We start from the raw sequence: 17145 nt of genomic DNA on the forward strand, positions 1-17145 counted from the left end.
TGATGCTGAGTGTGATCCCGGCTTGCATAGGGGTTTATTATCTGGCTATCCGAGCGGAAGAAGCTTATCTGACTGAAAAGTTTGGTGATGAATACCTGGCATATCGAAGTCGCGTCAGGCGTTGGTTGTAGGTGACCTTGGTCTGAAGGTTTTTTTAGTATCAATTTAATCATTAGGTTAACTTGTTACCTTTAGCTTTTATTACTTCATTAATCTAGGTTAACCCGGGAGGACGCAATGAAAAAAGTGGCACTGATCCCTATGGGCAGAGGTGGGGAGCCAGAGGAGGTGGCGGCTGCCATAGCCTGGTTATTGTCGGATGAAGCTTCCTATGTGACCGGCACCTTTATGGATCTTGCCGGCGGCAGATGAGCTAGTTTACCATTTGAAGGTGAGTGTTTTATGTTAACTGTCCCACGAATAAAAACTGCCAGATGTGTGCTGACCTTGCTGCAGAATAATGATCTTCAAATATTACTCGACTATTATCGAGACAATCGTGAGCACCTCTCTCCTTGGGAACCCCAAAGAGACAGTGAATACTTCACCGAGTTTTCCATGGAAAAACGCTTACAAGCCAGTAATGAGCTGTTTGCTAACGGCGGTGCGGTTCAATTGGTTGCCTGCTTACGAGATGAAGCAGTGCAGGATCATGAGCCCAAGAGTTTGACGGCTAGCGCAGAGGTCATTGGAGTCTGTAACTTTACTAATATCGTCAGAGGCCCGTTTCAGGCATGTAACTTAGGTTACTCCATTGCCGAAAAATACCAGGGTCAAGGCTTGATGAGGGAGATCTTATCTGCCGGAATAGGGTATATGTTCAATGAGCATAAATTACATAGGATCATGGCCAACTATATGCCGGACAATAAACCCAGTGAAAAACTGTTAGCGAGCCTAGGTTTTGCAACCGAGGGACTGGCAAAATCCTATCTTAAGATCGCGGGCCAGTGGCAAGATCATATTTTGACTTCTAAGATTAGTCCCGCAGATTTCTAGGGGTGATCAAATATATTTTTTTAAATAGGACCATTTATACCGTTTGGCATTATGCCATTTCATCAAAAGGAACTTTACATGAAAACGTTAATCTTGAAGAGTCATGTTCTATTTTTATGCGCCACATTTTCGGCAGGTTTGTACGCAGTAGCACCGTTAGAGGGCGAGGCTGATTGGGAAGGTATTAACCGGGGAGAAGAAAAAAGTAAGCCAACATCAGCTGCTGATGCAAGGAAACCGATTGAAGTATTACGTCGAGAAGCTGAAATCAGCAGAGAAGCGTTGCGCCAAGAGGCCTTAGTGAACGATTAAGCCTCTTATCGTCTCATAACTACAGGGTATATTCAACTAGGCTAGCTAGTGACTCAATGGCTAGCCTGTTTGTTATCATTTTTACGACTGGAGTTTAGCCGCCGATGTTTGCCGCTAGGTATTGATCGTAAGTATCAGATCCCCAGGCAATCAGTTTTTGATCCTTAAATAATAGCGGAGTGCACTCGTCTCTGGTGGTTACCCCATCAGATTGAGCATGATGAGTTCGATAAAAGAGCACCTGCAGTGCAACATCGCCTGTTATTTTAGCCTCCGAAAAATCAGCCTTACCCATTAATAGCTTAATGTCAGATAAGCTTTGGCCTATGGTGATATCGGTTAATTGTGAATTGTTGTAAACCTGTCTGTCTTCCCAGTGCATCTCATCTGGGCTAGGTTCATACACGAGTACCACGACGGTGACAAAAGCCGTGTATGCAGCAAAAATGGAGCCGATAATAATTGGAACTTTGGATTTCATCGCGGTCTGGGTCCTTGATACTATGAGCCGAGTAGCATAGGTACATAATACCCATGAACCCCTATAAGATACTCACTTCGCTTACCCAGTCAAGTAACGATTAACACCATAGTGTTAACAAGTGTTGCGTAATGTATCTGGCCATTGTGGGCCTAAGCGCTTACTGTCAATTGTGGCAATCTAAATTGGCTCAGATTAGCCTTTAATGGCATATCGGTCTGCAGTTGGACCAGTTTATAGCTAAGTCTGGCCATCTGTTTGCCCTCTTCGAGCTTCTTTGCCTGTCTAGCCCCCACTTCATCGATAGACGAATAAATATTGGCAAGAGAGCGAAATATTTTTAATAGCTCTATGGCCGATTTCGGGCCGATACCCGGAACGCCCGGTATTTTATTACCGCTGTCTCCGGCTAAGGCCAGATAATCGATAAACTGCGAGTGTTGAACCCCCAGTTTCTGCTCGCGTTCTTCTATTGTCAGATAGGCCTTGTTGAAGTGATCCCATCTTTTTATCTTGGGGTGATTGAGCTGAGTGAAGCCTTTGTCCGTCGACACTATGATGGCCTCACCACCACTGGCGGCGAGTTTACTTGCTAAGGTGGCAATGACATCGTCGGCCTCGGAGTCAGCATCCAGGGAATTAACATGTATGGCAGCAAGATGCAGCTTTAAACCTGGCAAGTAGTCAGACAATGCCTTGGGCATGGGCTTTCGCCCTTTCTTATAATCCTCGAACAGGTGTTTTCGCCATGAGATCTCCTTGCCGTCCCAGACTATCGCCGCATGGCTGGGTTGGTGGAATTTGAGTAACTTCTTGCAGGCTGAGGCTACCCGGTTATCCAGTCCGTTAGTATCGTTCTCATTGGGCTGGGCCGCATGGATGCGACGGACCAAGTTTAAGCCGTCAATAATTAAAAAAGTGTTCATCTGTTATTCGTTAATAAGTTTGTTATAGGGGCTGGCTTAGCTACCGGCTCGCCGAATTCGGCGCCGATAGCTCTGTCTTATCATTTAACTAATGATTATCTATCTTGTAGCAGGGAACATATTCACTACCAGGTAATTTCATTCTCTGCTGTTTTACGAAAGCGCTCAGGAGAGTATCCATCATAGCCATCAGCTTAGGGTCGCCCTTTAATTCAAAGGGACCATGGCGCTTAACGCTCTTGATGGTCTCCATCTTCACATTGCCAGCGACTATGCCTGAAAACGCTCTGCGTAAATTCGCGGCAAGTTCGGCCTTGTTATCCTGAAAATGTAGATTGAGATTGCTCATCATCTCATGAGTGGGGTTGAAAGGCAGCTGAAATTCGGGCTCAATCTTCAGTGACCAGTTATATTGATAGGAGTCACCTGTGGTCTTCCTGTGATCTTTGACGATATCCATGCCGTGGCTCATGATTCTCGCGACTCGTACCGGGTCATCGATAACGATTTCGTATTTACTCTGGGCTTCCTCACCTAAGGTTGCCCCGATAAATTCATCGATCTTGATAAAGTAATCCGCGCTCTCCTTGGGGCCTGTTAGTACCAAGGGGAAGGGCATGTGTTCATTTTCTTTATTGAGCAAGATGCCGAGTAGATAGAGCAACTCCTCGGCGGTGCCTGCTCCACCAGGGAAAATAACGATGCCGTGACCTAAGCGCACGAAGGCTTCTAATCGCTTCTCAATATCGGGGAGGATCACCAACTCATTAACGATCTGGTTAGGGGGTTCGGCGGCGATGATGCTGGGCTCTGTGAGCCCCACATATCTTGCTTGTGATATGCGTTGCTTCGCGTGTCCTATCGTGGCTCCTTTCATGGGGCCTTCCATGGCACCGGGACCACAGCCGGTACATATGTTCATCTCTCTCAAGCCAAGTTCATAGCCCACTTCACGGGTGTACTGGAATTCGATGGCATTAATGCTGTGGCCACCCCAGCACACGACAACCTTAGGGTCTTCCAGTGGAATAACCTGGCCATTACGTAAGATATCGAAGACGACGTTGGTGATATGGCTAGAGTTAGTCAGGTTGATATGCTTGAGATTATCGTATTTGTTGCTGACGTAGACGATATCTCTGAGCACGGCAAACAGATGCTCCTGAAGGCCTCTGATTATCTTGCCGTCGACAAAGGCGGCTTCCGGTGGGTTGGTCAACTCAATCTTAATTCCGCGCTCTCGACGGAGCACATTGATGTTGAAATCATTGAATTGTACGAACAGGTTTTCGGCATTATCGCTCTGTAGGCCTGATGCGAGCACGGCCAATGAACAGTTACGATAAAGTTGATAGAGTTCGCTTTTCGCGCTTTGTTTTAGACGATCGACTTCCAATTGTGAAAGCTGATCCATGCTTCCTTTAGGGCTGACCTTTACAATCATACTCACTCCTTCGCTGTGACGGGAGTTCAATGATGTGCATCTAGGGCACCGTTAAATCTGGTGCCTGCCTATCAAGATATCTAAGAGTCTTACGGGAATAGGCTAGACATCAATGATCACTCTGTCTCTGCTTTCATGTTTTGCTCGATACAGTGCTGCGTCGGCCCTATCAAAGGTTTCATTGATAAGCTCGTTATTGATAATTTGTGCAGCACCTATAGACACTGTAACTGTAATTCTCTGATTTTTAAACTTAAAAGGAATACTTTTTACCTTCTCCCTCACTCTGTTTAAAAGTTGTTCAATGTCAGTGGCGTTGAGATCAGGAATAATCAGCACAAATTCTTCACCCCCATAGCGGGCGACAAACTCGGAATCACGCAGTGAATTCTTCAATGCCATGGCGATGACTTGCAGGGTTTTATCACCCGTACTGTGGCCGAAACTATCGTTGATGGTCTTGAAATGATCGATATCGGCTACAGCGATCCACAATGGTTGTTTATGACGTTGATATTTACGATATTCCTGCTCCATTCTCTCTTCGAGTGCGGCCCTATTAGGCAGCTGGGTCAAGGTATCGAGTAAGTTGTGTTTCTGTTGTTCAAATAGCCGTTCTTTGAAGGTATTGGCTTCTTGACTTAGCTCGTTAAGCTCTTTACGCATGGCTTCCATCGACTTGCGTAGCAAGGCTTGCTCGCGCTCCTCCAGGGCCTCTTTACGTCCAAGAGCCGCTCGAATAGAGGCTAATTGCTCAGTGACCTGAAACTTTAGTCTGTGAATGTCATCGATATCTATGATGGCTTCACCCACGTTATCGACGCCGGTATTTATTTCACGATTGAGCTGCTTTTTTAATTGAAAACTGCGTTGATTGTTGTTGTAAGAATCACTCACCACTTCTCTCACTGCAGACAGAGAGTCGTTTAAGGCATAGAGAAATTCTTGAGACGCAGATTTCTCTCTGGCGATATTATCCAGTAGTAGAGAAAGCACGGTCTGATAGGCATCGATGAGGCTATCTATTTCAATATCGTTAGAAAGCACCTCTTTGAGCGCGAGTATTCGATCGCGCTGATCTTGGCGAAATTCGATCTCGGAGATCATTTGAGCGAGTTCATGGGCCAGTTGACGATGCTTGGGGAGCACCACGAGTTTATCACCCTGTTCCAGTTGCTCTTCCAGTATGCTTTCATAGAAGCCAACCAGCTTTTCGACTTTAGGAATATAGTCCCAAAATGTATGGAAAGGCTTGGCGAGATCTTTCTTGAAATAATTGATCTCTTTCTTGAGCTTTTCGGGTACCGATTGAACTCGCTGTATCTGTCTGATGACCCGGGATAAGCTGGCTCTGCTGTCTTCGAGTTGAACCATGACATGATTATATTGTTGCTTAAGAAGTTGCTCAACTTCAACCAATTCAGGCAGTGATTCTTCGACAGTCTCGAAATTAGTAAATTTATGTCTTAATTTAGCCAGTTTATTATCGAGCTCAATGCTTTGCCCCTTACAGGCAAGACTCAGATGACCAATAAACTGCAGTAGGGTCCTCAATTTATCATTTTTATCTTCATCTATGCTATCGAGTGCGACTCTAGTCGAATGAAGTTTTTGCTTTAATAAACTGAGTTGAGATGTGTTTGCCATCGAATCCTTCATTGACCGTGTCCAGCTCCTTCAAGGCAAAAAATGAGAAAAATCATTTAAAATCTAGGTTAGTAGGCCTAATGTTATAGTAATCCCTTTGGAGTGCAAATTTCATTTTGATTTTGCGCGATTTATTAATGATTTTTATTGGGTTAATTCAGTTAAATCCAGATGTTCATGGCTCTTCCACCTAGGCCAGATAATTTTTTTCTTGTCACCACTGGTATCGACCTTCAACAAGCCGCGCATTATGCCCTTTTCCAAGTGTAAATATAGCGGTGTTGCAAAGATAGCCGCCGGCGCAAAGTTCAATGCTTTAATGGATACATAGTGATCTGCTTCCTGCCCCAGGCTCAGCGCGGCCGCCAGTGTCATTTGAACTGCGCCAAAATGAACCTCGCCAGACAATCTAATGTCGGGATCTATCAGCAGAGGCAGAGGCAGTATGCCGATATGGATAGCGGTGTCACCATAATCTTTATCAATGGCGATACGGCACTTTTTCAATAACTCACCCCCTGAGATCGTCTCTCTGAGGGATAAAAGAAATAATCCAGGCCGAATAAGGTATACCTTGCCAGATAAACTGTGCGCCAGAGCTTGGAGTTGAATGTTATTCATCTTGTTATTACACTGAGAACCTTGACTTAAATCTGCATTTAATTGACCCGTCAGTGAAACTAATGCAATGGCATGGGGAGTGTCTTTATCTGGTGACTCAAGTTCTTCGATGAAGCCTTTATAGCCAGGTAAACCACTCACAGGCTCGATAACATTTTGATTTTTAGCCTCTAATAGGCCAGCGGCTAATACACTTTTTCTTCGCCATAGCTTCATTCCAATGAGTGATATTAAGCACACCAAGATCACCGCGGCGATCGAGACTTGTCTCGAATGGGCTAACTGGGAACTGAGTTCACTGCTCTCACCTTGAAGCCTATGAACTTCAAGCTTTAATTTTTGCTCGGCAAGCACCGATGAGGTGTAGTCGGTAGGCGTCTCTCGTATTTCTGGCGTGGATAAGTTAAGGGCGATGAGCTTATCCAGTGTGGCAAAGGCCTTGTCACTCTGCTTAAGGTTTCTATAGGCCAGAGATTGGTATTGTAATGCCTCTATCTGTTCATCTTTGAGGTTAAGCTTCTCTGCATTGTGTAAGGCTAAGGCACTATGTTTCTTAGCCAGTCGCCATTTTTTATCGGCAATGGCAACTTGGGCAATCAAGAGATCATTAAAAACCAGATAATGGTTACTCTTCCTGGCAAGAAAAATGTCATTGGACTTAAACAGAAATTCAAAAGACGTTTGGGTGTTGCCGTTATTGAAATAGGCCTCGCCTAAATTATGATAGTTTAATGCCTGAGCCATCATATTTTGAGCTTTGTAATCGAGTTGTTGGGCATTGAGATAGTAATCAATAGCCTGATTCCAGTTATTTTTATTGGCATGAACCATAGCGATCACTGTCATACAGTGAGAGCGTAATCGATCCATATTGAGTGCCTTAAAGCCTTTATCTGCATCATGTGCGTATTGTATGGCTTGTTCCCAAGCCTCAAGGTCTCGATATATCCTTGCCAGCTGTAGCTGTAAATTAGCCTTGAGAAAAGGTTTTTTCTGGCGGTTCGAGAGTCTAAGTGCCTCGCTGTAATGTTGTAAGGCTAAAGATAACTGATCCCGTTTATTATAGAAGTTGCCTAAAGCTGACTCTGAGTGAGCAATCAGGTAATCACTCCTAAGCTGATAGCTGGTATCTCTATAAAGTTTTAGGTGGATTAGCGCCAGCTTATCCTGATGCAAGATACGATGTAAGCTGCCAAGATGATAATGGATGAGCTGTTTTAATAGCTGGGCTTGTATATCTTGCCCACTCTCTATCAGGCTCAGTGCTTGGTCATAATGGGACAATGCTAGTGGGTAATCATGTTGACTCCTGGCTATGTATCTACCTTTTAGCATTTGTAGGTAGCTTTCATCGTAAGCTGTGGCGCCTATGATCTCCAGCAGTGACAATAAAGCCTCGGTTTTACGATATTTATCTTGCTCTTTCACATAGGCGCTGAGATAGAGTCGAGTGAGCAGCTGCAGTTTATGTTTTAGCTCGTCGGCTCGGTAACCTTGCTCACTGGCTATTCGTTCAAAAGTAGCGAGACTCGTGGCAGATATGGGCAAGGTGATTGAGGCTTGTAACTCTTGTAACAGCTCGACAGGTGATTCTTTTAACTTAATTTCAAGGGCGATATGATCTTGGGCGTAAGTCGAAGGGGCGGCTACAAGCAGCAATAAAATCACAAATCTAAAAAAAATACGCATAAAAAGCAGATACCTTGCCCTCTTAAAGGGACGTTCGCTCAGTCATTGTAATGTCTCAAAATGGACTCGAAGAGGCAGTGGTATTAGTGATGCTGGCTCTTCGAAATAGAGATATACTCTCGTTGTTATTATAAAAATAAATAACAATCATAACAGAAGGAATTAAGAGTGAAACCTGCCGTCCCATTGATTTTAACTTTAAGTGCATTTTTTTCCTCATCAATTTTCGCTGAGGTCACTTATCGCATCGACCTCACCGACACTGTGCATCATCTGGCGCAGGTAGAGGTGAACTTTCCTGAGTCTGCAACCACTGAACTGAAAATCACGCTTCCTGTGTGGCGAACTGGCAAGTATCAAGTCTTACCCTTAGCCGATGGTATTCGCTATTTTAGTGTGCAAGATGAGTCGGGAAATGTCTTGCCCTATACGCGAAGTGCCAGTGGTGAGTGGACGGTTGAGCTTGCACAGCCAACGCCCGTCACTGTGACTTATCAGCTCTATGCGAATAAACTAGGTCAAAGGGTTGGCCATATAGATGCGACTCATGCCTTCTTGGATGCCAGTGGTAGCCTGGTGTATAGCCCTGAGTTTAAGGAGCAAGCCATCGAGGTCGAATTAGCCGTGCCAGATGAGTGGAAGAGTTATTCAGGTATGGAGCCTGGATCAAAGCCCCATTCGTTTAAGGCGAGCAATTATGATGTATTGGTGGATTCCCCGATAGAGACTGGGATCAGCCATCACAGAGCATTCTTTGCCGATGGTCGGGATTATGAATTGGTCGTGTGGGGAGAGGGCAACTATGATCTGGAGCAGATGGTGACCGATCTGACCAAGCTGAGCGGGCAGGCTAATGCTATCTGGGATGGCTACCCATTTGAGCGTTATGTCTATATGGTGCATGCCACCAGTGGGGCCCGAGGGGCAACCGAGCATCTCAACTCGACTGTGATCCAGCGCCCTAGGTTCAGTTATCGAGAGCGTGAAGACTACTTAGGCTTCATTAAAACCGCTGCTCATGAGTTTATTCATACCTGGAATGTGAAGGCTTACCGGCCACAAGGTCTAGTGCCCTACGACTATCAGAAAGAGAATATATCCGAACTGTTATGGATCGCCGAAGGTTCGACCAGCTATTTTCAAAGCCAGTTGTTACTCAGGGCTGGCGTGATCACGGCTAAAGAATTTTTTGAAGACCTAGCCAAGCGAATCGCCCAAAGTGAGAAGACGCCGGGGCGTGAAGTTCAATCGGTGCAAGAGGCGAGCGTCGGCAAATGGGCGAGCACCGGTGGAGATTATGCGGTTAACCAGAGTGCCAACATCTATTCCGAAGGCTATCTCGCTTCTCTGGCGCTGGATTTTTCACTGCTCAATGTCACAGAGCTTGCTCATTCCTATCGTGACGTGCATAAAGCGCTCTACAATCAGCATAAGATCCCGGCGGGTTATTCCGTCGCTGATGTTAAACAGATCTTAAACGAGCTATCCGGTGAAGATTATCAAGCCTGGTGGCAGAGGCATGTTAACTCACCCATGAGCCTGGATTTCACCTCCTTGTTAGACAATGCCGGTTTACAGCCCGGTTACGGCAAAAACTCGAAAGCCAAGGCCTATGCGGGAGTGAAGCTGAGCGGTGGCTCGCTTAAACTTGCGAAAGTCTTGCGTGATGGACCAGCCTGGAATGCGGGTATCGTGCTTGGGGATGAAATTGTCGCTATCGACGGTCTTAAGGTCACCAGTAAAGGGTTTGAATCTAGAATTGAAGATTTTAAGCCCGGGGATGAGATCTTGGTGAGCCTGTTCAGCGATGATCGTCTCAAACAGGTGACGCTGAAACTGGGTGAGCAGCACAGTGGTAAGCTGAAGCTGTTGAGTGTGGATAAGCCGAGCCGATCTCAGAAAGCCTTCTTTAAGGCCTGGTTAGGTATCGATTGGCCGTTCGATGATAAGGGCAAGTTAACAGAAGACTAATTGGTCTTTTACAGGGTCTCTGTCATCGATTTTATGCCGCAATTAAAAAGCCAGCTGACAAACGTGTTGTTAGCTGGCTTTCTTATGGAGATAAAAGAGAGTTAGATACTCTCTTCCAGTCCACCTAATACCTCTACCAGTGAGTTCATCAAGGCGATAAGCTCGCTGCCCATCAAGGCAAAATCGGCGTCGAGTCTGGCCATAGGGTCTTCGGTACCCACTTCATCATTGCCGGCTCTGAACTCTTCAGAGAACTTGAGGCGCTTGATGCCAGCATCTGATTGCAATAAAAAAGCAATCGATTGGCCGAAATGCAGTGCCAGTTTATGGACTTGCTTACCCACTTCGATATGGGCCAAGACTTCGGCTTCGGTCAAATCTTGTTGTTTGAAACGTACGATGCCACCTTCATCCGAGTCTGACTTAAATTCAGCCTCATCTTGCATCTCGAAAGGTGCCGGCGTCGAGTCAGTCTTAACCCAATCGGTTAGTTGGCTCTCGATAGGCGCCTTAAAGCTCAGAGGGATGATAGGTAAAGAACCTATGGCTTTACGTAACAGAGCCAACAACTCTTCGGATTTCACCGCGCTGGAGCTGTCGACCAAGATCATCTCAATTTCAGGGATGATCAGGGCACGAATTTGGCTACGTCTTGAGAAGGCGCGCGGCAATAAGGTGATAATTATCTCGTCTTTTAATGCGTCTTTCTCTTTCTTAGCGAGCTTGCGATCTTCTTCGGCCTCAATTTGAGCCACCTTATCTTCTAAGGCTTCTTTTACCACTTGTGACGGGAGGATTTTTTCCTCTTTAGTGGCACAGATCAGGTGACGGTTACTGGCGCTGTGAACCAGAGTCTGACCCTGTTTCCCCAGGGCATTAGAGAAACCGAATTTGCTGATGTCTTGACTTGAGCATGGAGAGAAAGTGAAGTCTTCCAATGACTTTTCAAGAGCTTCAGTGTCAACAGAGAAAGGTTTATTAAAACGATAAACAGTCAGGTTTTTAAACCACATAATAAGCGCTCAATCAAAAAATGAAGCCGCAGTGTAAGACATTGTCACTCTCTGGTAAACCTGAAAATATTTATGAATATGGCAGGGTTCGGGATAATTCATAAAACTGTCACATTTAGTTTTGTTGCTCTGTATCCCTTGCTGTATATGAGGTTTGTTTTTATTTTACCCTTAGTTTCTGGTTTTTATGAAAATTCAAACTAGATTGAAATAAAACTGCAATAGAAATGTTGCAAACTTTCGACCGTCCAAACCAATAACCCAGACGAACAGATACGTCGAAAGGATTAAATGATGAACGTTTTTTGTAAAACTTTACTCGCTTCTGCGCTTGCTACTGCCACTCTAGCTTCTGCACATGCGGCAGATCCTCTCACTGTCTACGGTAAGTTGAACATCACGGCTCAGTCTAATGATGTTAACGGTGATTCAGAGACGACAATTCAAAGTAATGCGTCACGTTTTGGTGTGAAGGGTGCATTCGAGCTTAGCAGCTCATTAGAGGCGTTTTATACTATTGAGTATGAAGTTGACACCGGTGATGACGTAAAAGAGAATTTCAAGGCCCGTAACCAATTTGTGGGTTTAAGAGGCGATTTTGGTTCAGTTGCTGTGGGCCGTAACGATACCATACTTAAACAGTCCCAGGGTAAAGTAGACCTGTTCAACGATATGTCTGGCGATATCAAAAACTTATTTAAGGGCGAAAATCGTCTGGCACAGACTGCCACGTATATCACGCCTTCTTTCAGTGGTGTTAAGTTCGGTGTGACTTATGCCGCAAGCGGTGACAGTGCTCAGTTAGAGCAAGATGGTTACAGCTTGGCTGCCATGTATGGTGACAAGGGCCTTAAGAAATCACCTATCTATGCCTCTATCGCCTATGACTCAGACGTTAAAGGCTACCAGGTTGCTCGTGCAACGGTTCAGGGAAAAATAGCCGGTTTTAAACTTGGCGCCATGTACCAACAAGAAGAGAAGGTTTATGCATACGATGATAATGATGTGGTTAATCCTTTCGATGGCGATAGCTACACAGGTTACCTGCTAAGCGCGTCTTACACTATCGATGCCATCGTGCTTAAGGCTCAGTATCAGGACATGGAGAATAAAGGTGATTCATGGTCTGTGGGCGCAGATTACAAACTCGGTAAGCCGACTAAGCTTATTGCCTTCTATACTAATCGTTCATATGAAAACGTTGCAAACGATGACAAATTCCTCGGTCTGGGTATCGAACATAAGTTCTAATTGTTCTGATTAACCAACTACGAATAAATCTGGAGGCCTATGCCTCCTTTTTTATGCTGTTTTTTTACCCATTTACACAATTTTTATGACAATAATCGGCACTTTATGACAATATATCCATAGCCGATCATAATTTTGTAATAAAACTGACCAATAATAGATGAGCGAACATTCACTGACAGAAGATTGCATATGACTGCTAAGATATTAATTGTTGAAGATGAGTTAGCTATCAGAGAGATGCTGACATTTGTTCTAGAGCAACATGGTTTTACCACTACATCGGCTGAAGATTTCGATTCGGCATTAAACATGATATCGGAGCCGTATCCCGATCTTATTTTATTAGATTGGATGTTTCCAGGCGGCAGCGGCATTCAACTGGCAAAGCGTCTGCGCCAGGATGAGTTTACTCGTCAAATTCCTATCATCATGCTCACTGCGCGTGGTGAGGAGGAAGATAAGGTGCGTGGCCTAGAAGTCGGCGCCGACGATTACATCACTAAGCCATTCTCTCCCAAAGAGTTAGTGGCTAGGATCAAGGCGGTGATGCGCCGCAGCACTCCTACCAGCTCTGAAGAGCCTATCGATGTTCAGGGGCTCATGTTGGACCCTGTCAGTCACAGAGTGACCGTAGGAGACCAGGTATTGGATATGGGGCCGACAGAATTCAGGTTACTGCATTTCTTCATGACCCATCCTGAGCGAGTCTACAGTCGTGAGCAGTTACTCGATAATGTTTGGGGCACCAATGTCTATGTTGAAGACAGAACGGTCGATGTGCATATCAGACGCTTACGCAAGGCGATTGAGCCATCAGAGCACGACCGTTTGATTCAAACGGTTCGCGGTGCGGGCTACCGATTCTCAACCAGACTCTAGCTTAGCTTGAAAGCGTTAGGCACGAGATCTAATTTAGGTTATCTTGTGCCCGTCTCTTACCTACGGTTTCGATGCGATTTCTATGTTTGATTCATATTCGGGTTATCGACTGCTATCTCGGTTAGTAACCTATCTGGTGTTATGTTTTATTCTTGGTCTGCTCCTGGGCGAGGTTGTCTGGGTTCTCCTGATCGGGTCTCTGGTGTTGCTGATTTGGCATTATCGCCAGCTCTCCAGGCTCAACTTCTGGTTATGGCGTGACCGAAGGCTAACTCCGCCCAATGGCCGTGGTAGTTGGGAGGGGGTCTTCAATGGTATCTATCGCCTCCAGGGGAAAAACCGTAAACGTGTCTCCCAATTAGCGTTCCTGCTTGGCCGCTTCAGGCAAGGTGCAGAGGCTCTTCCCGATGCTGCCGTGGTGTTAGATTCAGAACACAACATCATCTGGTGTAACAAGCTTGCCCAGCTGTTATTGGGTTTTGTCTGGCCACTGGATAGCGGCCAGAGAATCGATAACTTAATTCGTCATCCTGATTTTTCTCATTATCTCAAGAAAGCCGTCTATCAAGAGCCATTCGAGTTGGCATCGCCACTGTGTGAGGGACGTATCCTGGAGATCCGTATCATGGGCTATGGCACGGGGCAGTTCCTGCTGATCGCTCGAGATATTACCCGAGTGAGGCAACTCGAGGGGATGCGTAAAGATTTTGTCGCTAACGTATCTCATGAACTTAAAACCCCACTCACAGTGTTGCAAGGTTATCTGGAGATGATGCAATCCATGGCAGAGCCGGGCTCGGCCAATGTTAAGGCGTTGGAGCAGATGCAGCAACAAACCAACCGCATGCGCTCTATGGTAGAGCAGCTCTTAGTCCTGTCGAGGATAGAAAATTCAGCTGAATTGAATTTAAGTAATACCATTAATATGGATCACATGATCGAGGTATTAAAAGAGGAAGCCAATGCCCTGTCCCAGGGGGAATACCATCTGAGTTTTGATTGTGAGCCCGACTTTCATCTCTATGGCAATGAAATTGAGCTCAGGAGTGCTTGCTCTAACCTTATTTCTAATGCGATTCGATATACAGAGCCCGGTGGGCAGATAAGGGTATGTTGGCAACGAGTCGCAACCGGAGGCTTATTTAGTGTCACCGACAGTGGTGACGGTATTGCGCCCCAGCATATCGGCAGGTTAACCGAGCGATTTTATCGAGTGGACAGTGCCAGAACCCGTCAGCGGGGCGGTACGGGATTAGGCCTGGCCATCACTAAACATGCCCTGAGTAATCATAGGAGTGAGTTGATGATTGAGAGTCAACTCGGTAAGGGCAGTACATTTAGCTTCGTTATCCCGACTCATCTCATCGAAGGGACTCACCACAGCGATTAAATACGCGAGTCCAGAAAAAGCAGACCTTGAGTCTGCTTTTTTACTTTTCTGTCATAGAAATAGAGCATGCTTAACGCCTCATGCTTGAACAGGCATTAAAAAATGTCTAATTATGTCCATTGTCATCTAAGTGTCACACCAGAGTAATAGACTTGTCATCATAGCAACAGATACTGGCTGCAACTTAAATGAGCAAGTACGCTTAACACTGGAGCAAAGAATGAAACTGAAACAGCTTGTCGGCGCGGTTAGTTTAACTGCCGCTAGTTTATTCTCTGCAGCATCAATCGCTGCAATCGATCCATCACTACCTGTTTATGAAAAAACAAGCGGCGTATCGGGTAACCTATCTTCTGTAGGCTCAGATACTCTGGCTAACATGATGACACTCTGGGCCGAAGAGTTTAAAGAGATGTATCCTAACGTGAACATCCAAATACAAGCAGCTGGCTCTTCTACTGCGCCTCCAGCGCTCACCGAAGGGACTTCTCAGTTCGGTCCTATGAGCCGTAAGATGAAGCCTAACGAAATTGAATCGTTCGAGAAGCATTATGGTTACCAGCCAACGGCGATTCGTGTCGCTATTGATGCCTTAGCGGTATTTGTCCATAAAGATAATCCGATTAAAGGCTTGAGCATCGAACAGATTGACGACATCTTCTCTGCGACGCATAAATGTGGCGGCAGCGATGTTAAGCGTTGGGGCGACTTAGGCCTAGAAGGCAGTTGGTCTGCTCGTGATGTACAGCTTTATGGTCGTAACTCAGTATCGGGTACTTATGGTTACTTCAAGAAGAAAGCACTGTGTAAAGGTGACTTCAAGGCAAACGTGAATGAGCAACCAGGTTCTGCATCTGTGGTTCAATCAGTGTCTCAGTCACTCAATGCCATAGGTTACTCTGGTATTGGCTACAAGACGGCAGGGGTGAGGGCGGTGGCCATTTCGAAGAAGGGCACTAAGTATATCGAAGCTAACGCGGCTAATGCGGCAAGCGGTACTTACCCATTATCACGTTATCTTTATGTTTATGTGAACAAGCATCCGAACAAGGACTTATCCCCAATGGACCGTGAATTCTTGAAGTTTGCACTGTCTAAGCAAGGTCAGCAAATCGTAGAGAAAGATGGTTATGTGCCACTACCACGTAGTGTGACAGCCAAAGATTTAGCCAAAGCGGGCATTCGCCTTTAAGTCTATAATCTTATCTTTTCAAGAGGCCTCATCTGAGGCCTTTTTTGATCTTGGTTTTAATACCATTCCCAGTCCCTAGTTCCTAGGATTAGCTTGTTAGCTTTTTACCGTTTCATTCAAAATTTAAACAAAAAAAAGCGACCTAATCAGGTCGCTACATGTTCCAAATTTGGAATAGGGTGACAGTTGCGCTAGAAACTATCTAAAAGGGAGAGATGATGAACAATGAAAACAGCTTAGGTTTAAAGATTAAACAGAAGCTAAATATTCGGTTCATATAGTCAGAGTCCCATTTATACGGATAGTTCATCTTTTATTGGAAATACCGATAAAATATTTTCCAGCCACTTTCTCTAACGTCTAAAACCAACAAGATCAACTGCTGAGTTTAACCAGCCAGGCTTTGAACTCATCGTCCATACTCGTGCCCCATACTTTTACTAAAGCCTGATATCTAGGGTAGTCCCCCTTACGGGTGAAGCTGAGCATATTGTCGATTTCATCGTTGTGGTTTTCCATCATGAAGCGAACCGATAAATATCCCCAAAGATAGACTCTGTCGCTGCCTCCATTTATCTCGTAGCCAGTATTAAATAGCTCACTCAGTGGATAATGAGTCTCGTCCAGTAGGGATTTTTTAGCCAAGTCGATGGCGGCTTGGTTATCATCGCCTCGGGAGACATATTCACCTAATCCTTCGCTCCACCAGATCAAATAGGGCAAGAGTGGTGCAGGCTTCGGGCAGTATTCGGGTGCACTATGGGAGTCGTGCAGTGAGGCACAAAAATCACCATATAAGTTGAAGTGACCATCCAAATAATGCACATATTCATGGGCTAGGTTCCAAATCTGCCCCTTCTTCTCATAGGCGACAAATTCTGCCTGATTGTCTGCTTGGCCCGGTAAGCCTTCGAGGAACATGCCGCCATTGTCGCTGGGCACATCGAAGTGAGCGGTTACATACTGAGTGTAATCTTCGCGAGAATGATAGACGTTGGCTCGCATACTCATGTTGTTGTCGTTGGCGACAGGCTTACCTTGGGTACCAAATAGTCGATGAAATTTAGCTTCTTGTTTGCCCATTAGCGTACAGGCCTCGGCTATCTGCTCTGCTGTTAGGGCCTGTGAACGTATGACTATGGTGTCACTACAGGCATGATGTTGAGATAAGACTGCGGCTAAACTCGTTGGATCTTCTTCAACCGATGAATGGCAGGCACTTAGGCTAAGCAGACCCGTTAATGATAAAAGTTTAAACGTTTGCACGGCGTGTTCCCTCGATACGTCTTTTTGTATACAATATCCTCAAGTGTTTCATCTAAGTTAA

Annotated in this window: 14 protein-coding genes and 1 pseudogene; 8 read left to right on the forward strand and 7 right to left on the reverse strand. The window is 45.4% G+C overall.

Features of this window, described 5'->3' with window-relative positions; all coding sequences use genetic code 11:
* Positions 1–249 precede the first annotated feature (249 nt).
* From HRU42_RS15100 to HRU42_RS15110, 3 genes and pseudogenes are all read left to right on the forward strand, one after another.
* A pseudogene (locus HRU42_RS15100) lies at positions 250–372 on the forward strand (SDR family oxidoreductase); the annotation flags it as partial.
* Between the two features lie 30 nt (positions 373–402).
* On the forward strand, positions 403–999 hold the full coding sequence (locus HRU42_RS15105) for a GNAT family N-acetyltransferase (protein ID WP_295032146.1): 597 nt from the start codon (positions 403–405) through the stop codon (positions 997–999).
* A 78-nt stretch (positions 1000–1077) separates the two neighbouring features.
* On the forward strand, positions 1078–1311 hold the full coding sequence (locus HRU42_RS15110) for a hypothetical protein (RefSeq protein WP_295032148.1): 234 nt from the start codon (positions 1078–1080) through the stop codon (positions 1309–1311).
* Between the two features lie 94 nt (positions 1312–1405).
* Here the strand turns inward: HRU42_RS15110 and HRU42_RS15115 are convergent, their stop codons facing one another.
* The 5 genes from HRU42_RS15115 to HRU42_RS15135 form a co-directional block, all read right to left on the reverse strand.
* Positions 1406–1792 (reverse strand): DUF3192 domain-containing protein, encoded by a 387-nt coding sequence (locus HRU42_RS15115; RefSeq protein ID WP_295032150.1) that lies wholly within the window; start codon positions 1790–1792, stop codon positions 1406–1408.
* A gap of 152 nt (positions 1793–1944) precedes the next feature.
* Complete coding sequence (xni, locus tag HRU42_RS15120) at positions 1945–2718, reverse strand: flap endonuclease Xni (protein ID WP_295032152.1); 774 nt, start codon at positions 2716–2718, stop codon at positions 1945–1947.
* A gap of 88 nt (positions 2719–2806) precedes the next feature.
* A complete protein-coding gene (gene ppnN / locus HRU42_RS15125) occupies positions 2807–4162 on the reverse strand; it encodes a nucleotide 5'-monophosphate nucleosidase PpnN (protein ID WP_295032154.1) in 1356 nt (451 codons plus the stop codon).
* Between the two features lie 102 nt (positions 4163–4264).
* Positions 4265–5821, reverse strand: a complete 1557-nt coding sequence (locus tag HRU42_RS15130; RefSeq protein ID WP_295032156.1) for a GGDEF domain-containing protein — start codon at positions 5819–5821, stop codon at positions 4265–4267.
* A gap of 132 nt (positions 5822–5953) precedes the next feature.
* Entirely contained in the window at positions 5954–8119 is a 2166-nt protein-coding gene (locus tag HRU42_RS15135) for a hypothetical protein (RefSeq protein WP_295032158.1), read from the reverse strand.
* Between the two features lie 168 nt (positions 8120–8287).
* Here HRU42_RS15135 and HRU42_RS15140 point away from each other — a divergent pair, with 168 nt between their 5' ends.
* Positions 8288–10090 (forward strand): M61 family metallopeptidase, encoded by a 1803-nt coding sequence (locus HRU42_RS15140; RefSeq protein ID WP_295032160.1) that lies wholly within the window; start codon positions 8288–8290, stop codon positions 10088–10090.
* Between the two features lie 101 nt (positions 10091–10191).
* On the opposite strand, the gene rdgC is transcribed toward HRU42_RS15140, so the two are convergent.
* On the reverse strand, positions 10192–11103 hold the full coding sequence (rdgC, locus tag HRU42_RS15145) for a recombination-associated protein RdgC (RefSeq protein ID WP_295032161.1): 912 nt from the start codon (positions 11101–11103) through the stop codon (positions 10192–10194).
* Between the two features lie 291 nt (positions 11104–11394).
* Here rdgC and HRU42_RS15150 point away from each other — a divergent pair, with 291 nt between their 5' ends.
* The 4 genes from HRU42_RS15150 to HRU42_RS15165 all read left to right on the forward strand — a co-directional run bounded on the left by HRU42_RS15150 (position 11395) and on the right by HRU42_RS15165 (position 15818).
* On the forward strand, positions 11395–12354 hold the full coding sequence (locus tag HRU42_RS15150) for a porin (protein WP_295032163.1): 960 nt from the start codon (positions 11395–11397) through the stop codon (positions 12352–12354).
* A gap of 192 nt (positions 12355–12546) precedes the next feature.
* A complete protein-coding gene (gene phoB / locus HRU42_RS15155; protein ID WP_295032164.1) occupies positions 12547–13236 on the forward strand; it encodes a phosphate regulon transcriptional regulator PhoB in 690 nt (229 codons plus the stop codon).
* A gap of 82 nt (positions 13237–13318) precedes the next feature.
* A complete protein-coding gene (gene phoR, locus HRU42_RS15160) occupies positions 13319–14626 on the forward strand; it encodes a phosphate regulon sensor histidine kinase PhoR (RefSeq protein WP_295032166.1) in 1308 nt (435 codons plus the stop codon).
* 220 nt (positions 14627–14846) lie between these two features.
* A complete protein-coding gene (locus tag HRU42_RS15165; protein WP_295032167.1) occupies positions 14847–15818 on the forward strand; it encodes a PstS family phosphate ABC transporter substrate-binding protein in 972 nt (323 codons plus the stop codon).
* Positions 15819–16193: 375 nt separating this feature from the next.
* Here the strand turns inward: HRU42_RS15165 and HRU42_RS15170 are convergent, their stop codons facing one another.
* Positions 16194–17084 carry a collagenase gene (locus tag HRU42_RS15170; protein ID WP_295032168.1) on the reverse strand — a complete coding sequence of 297 codons (891 nt, stop codon included), beginning with the start codon at positions 17082–17084 and terminating at the stop codon, positions 16194–16196.
* Positions 17085–17145 lie beyond the last annotated feature (61 nt).

Source organism: Shewanella sp., assembly GCF_013214165.1.
GTDB lineage: Bacteria > Pseudomonadota > Gammaproteobacteria > Enterobacterales > Shewanellaceae > Shewanella.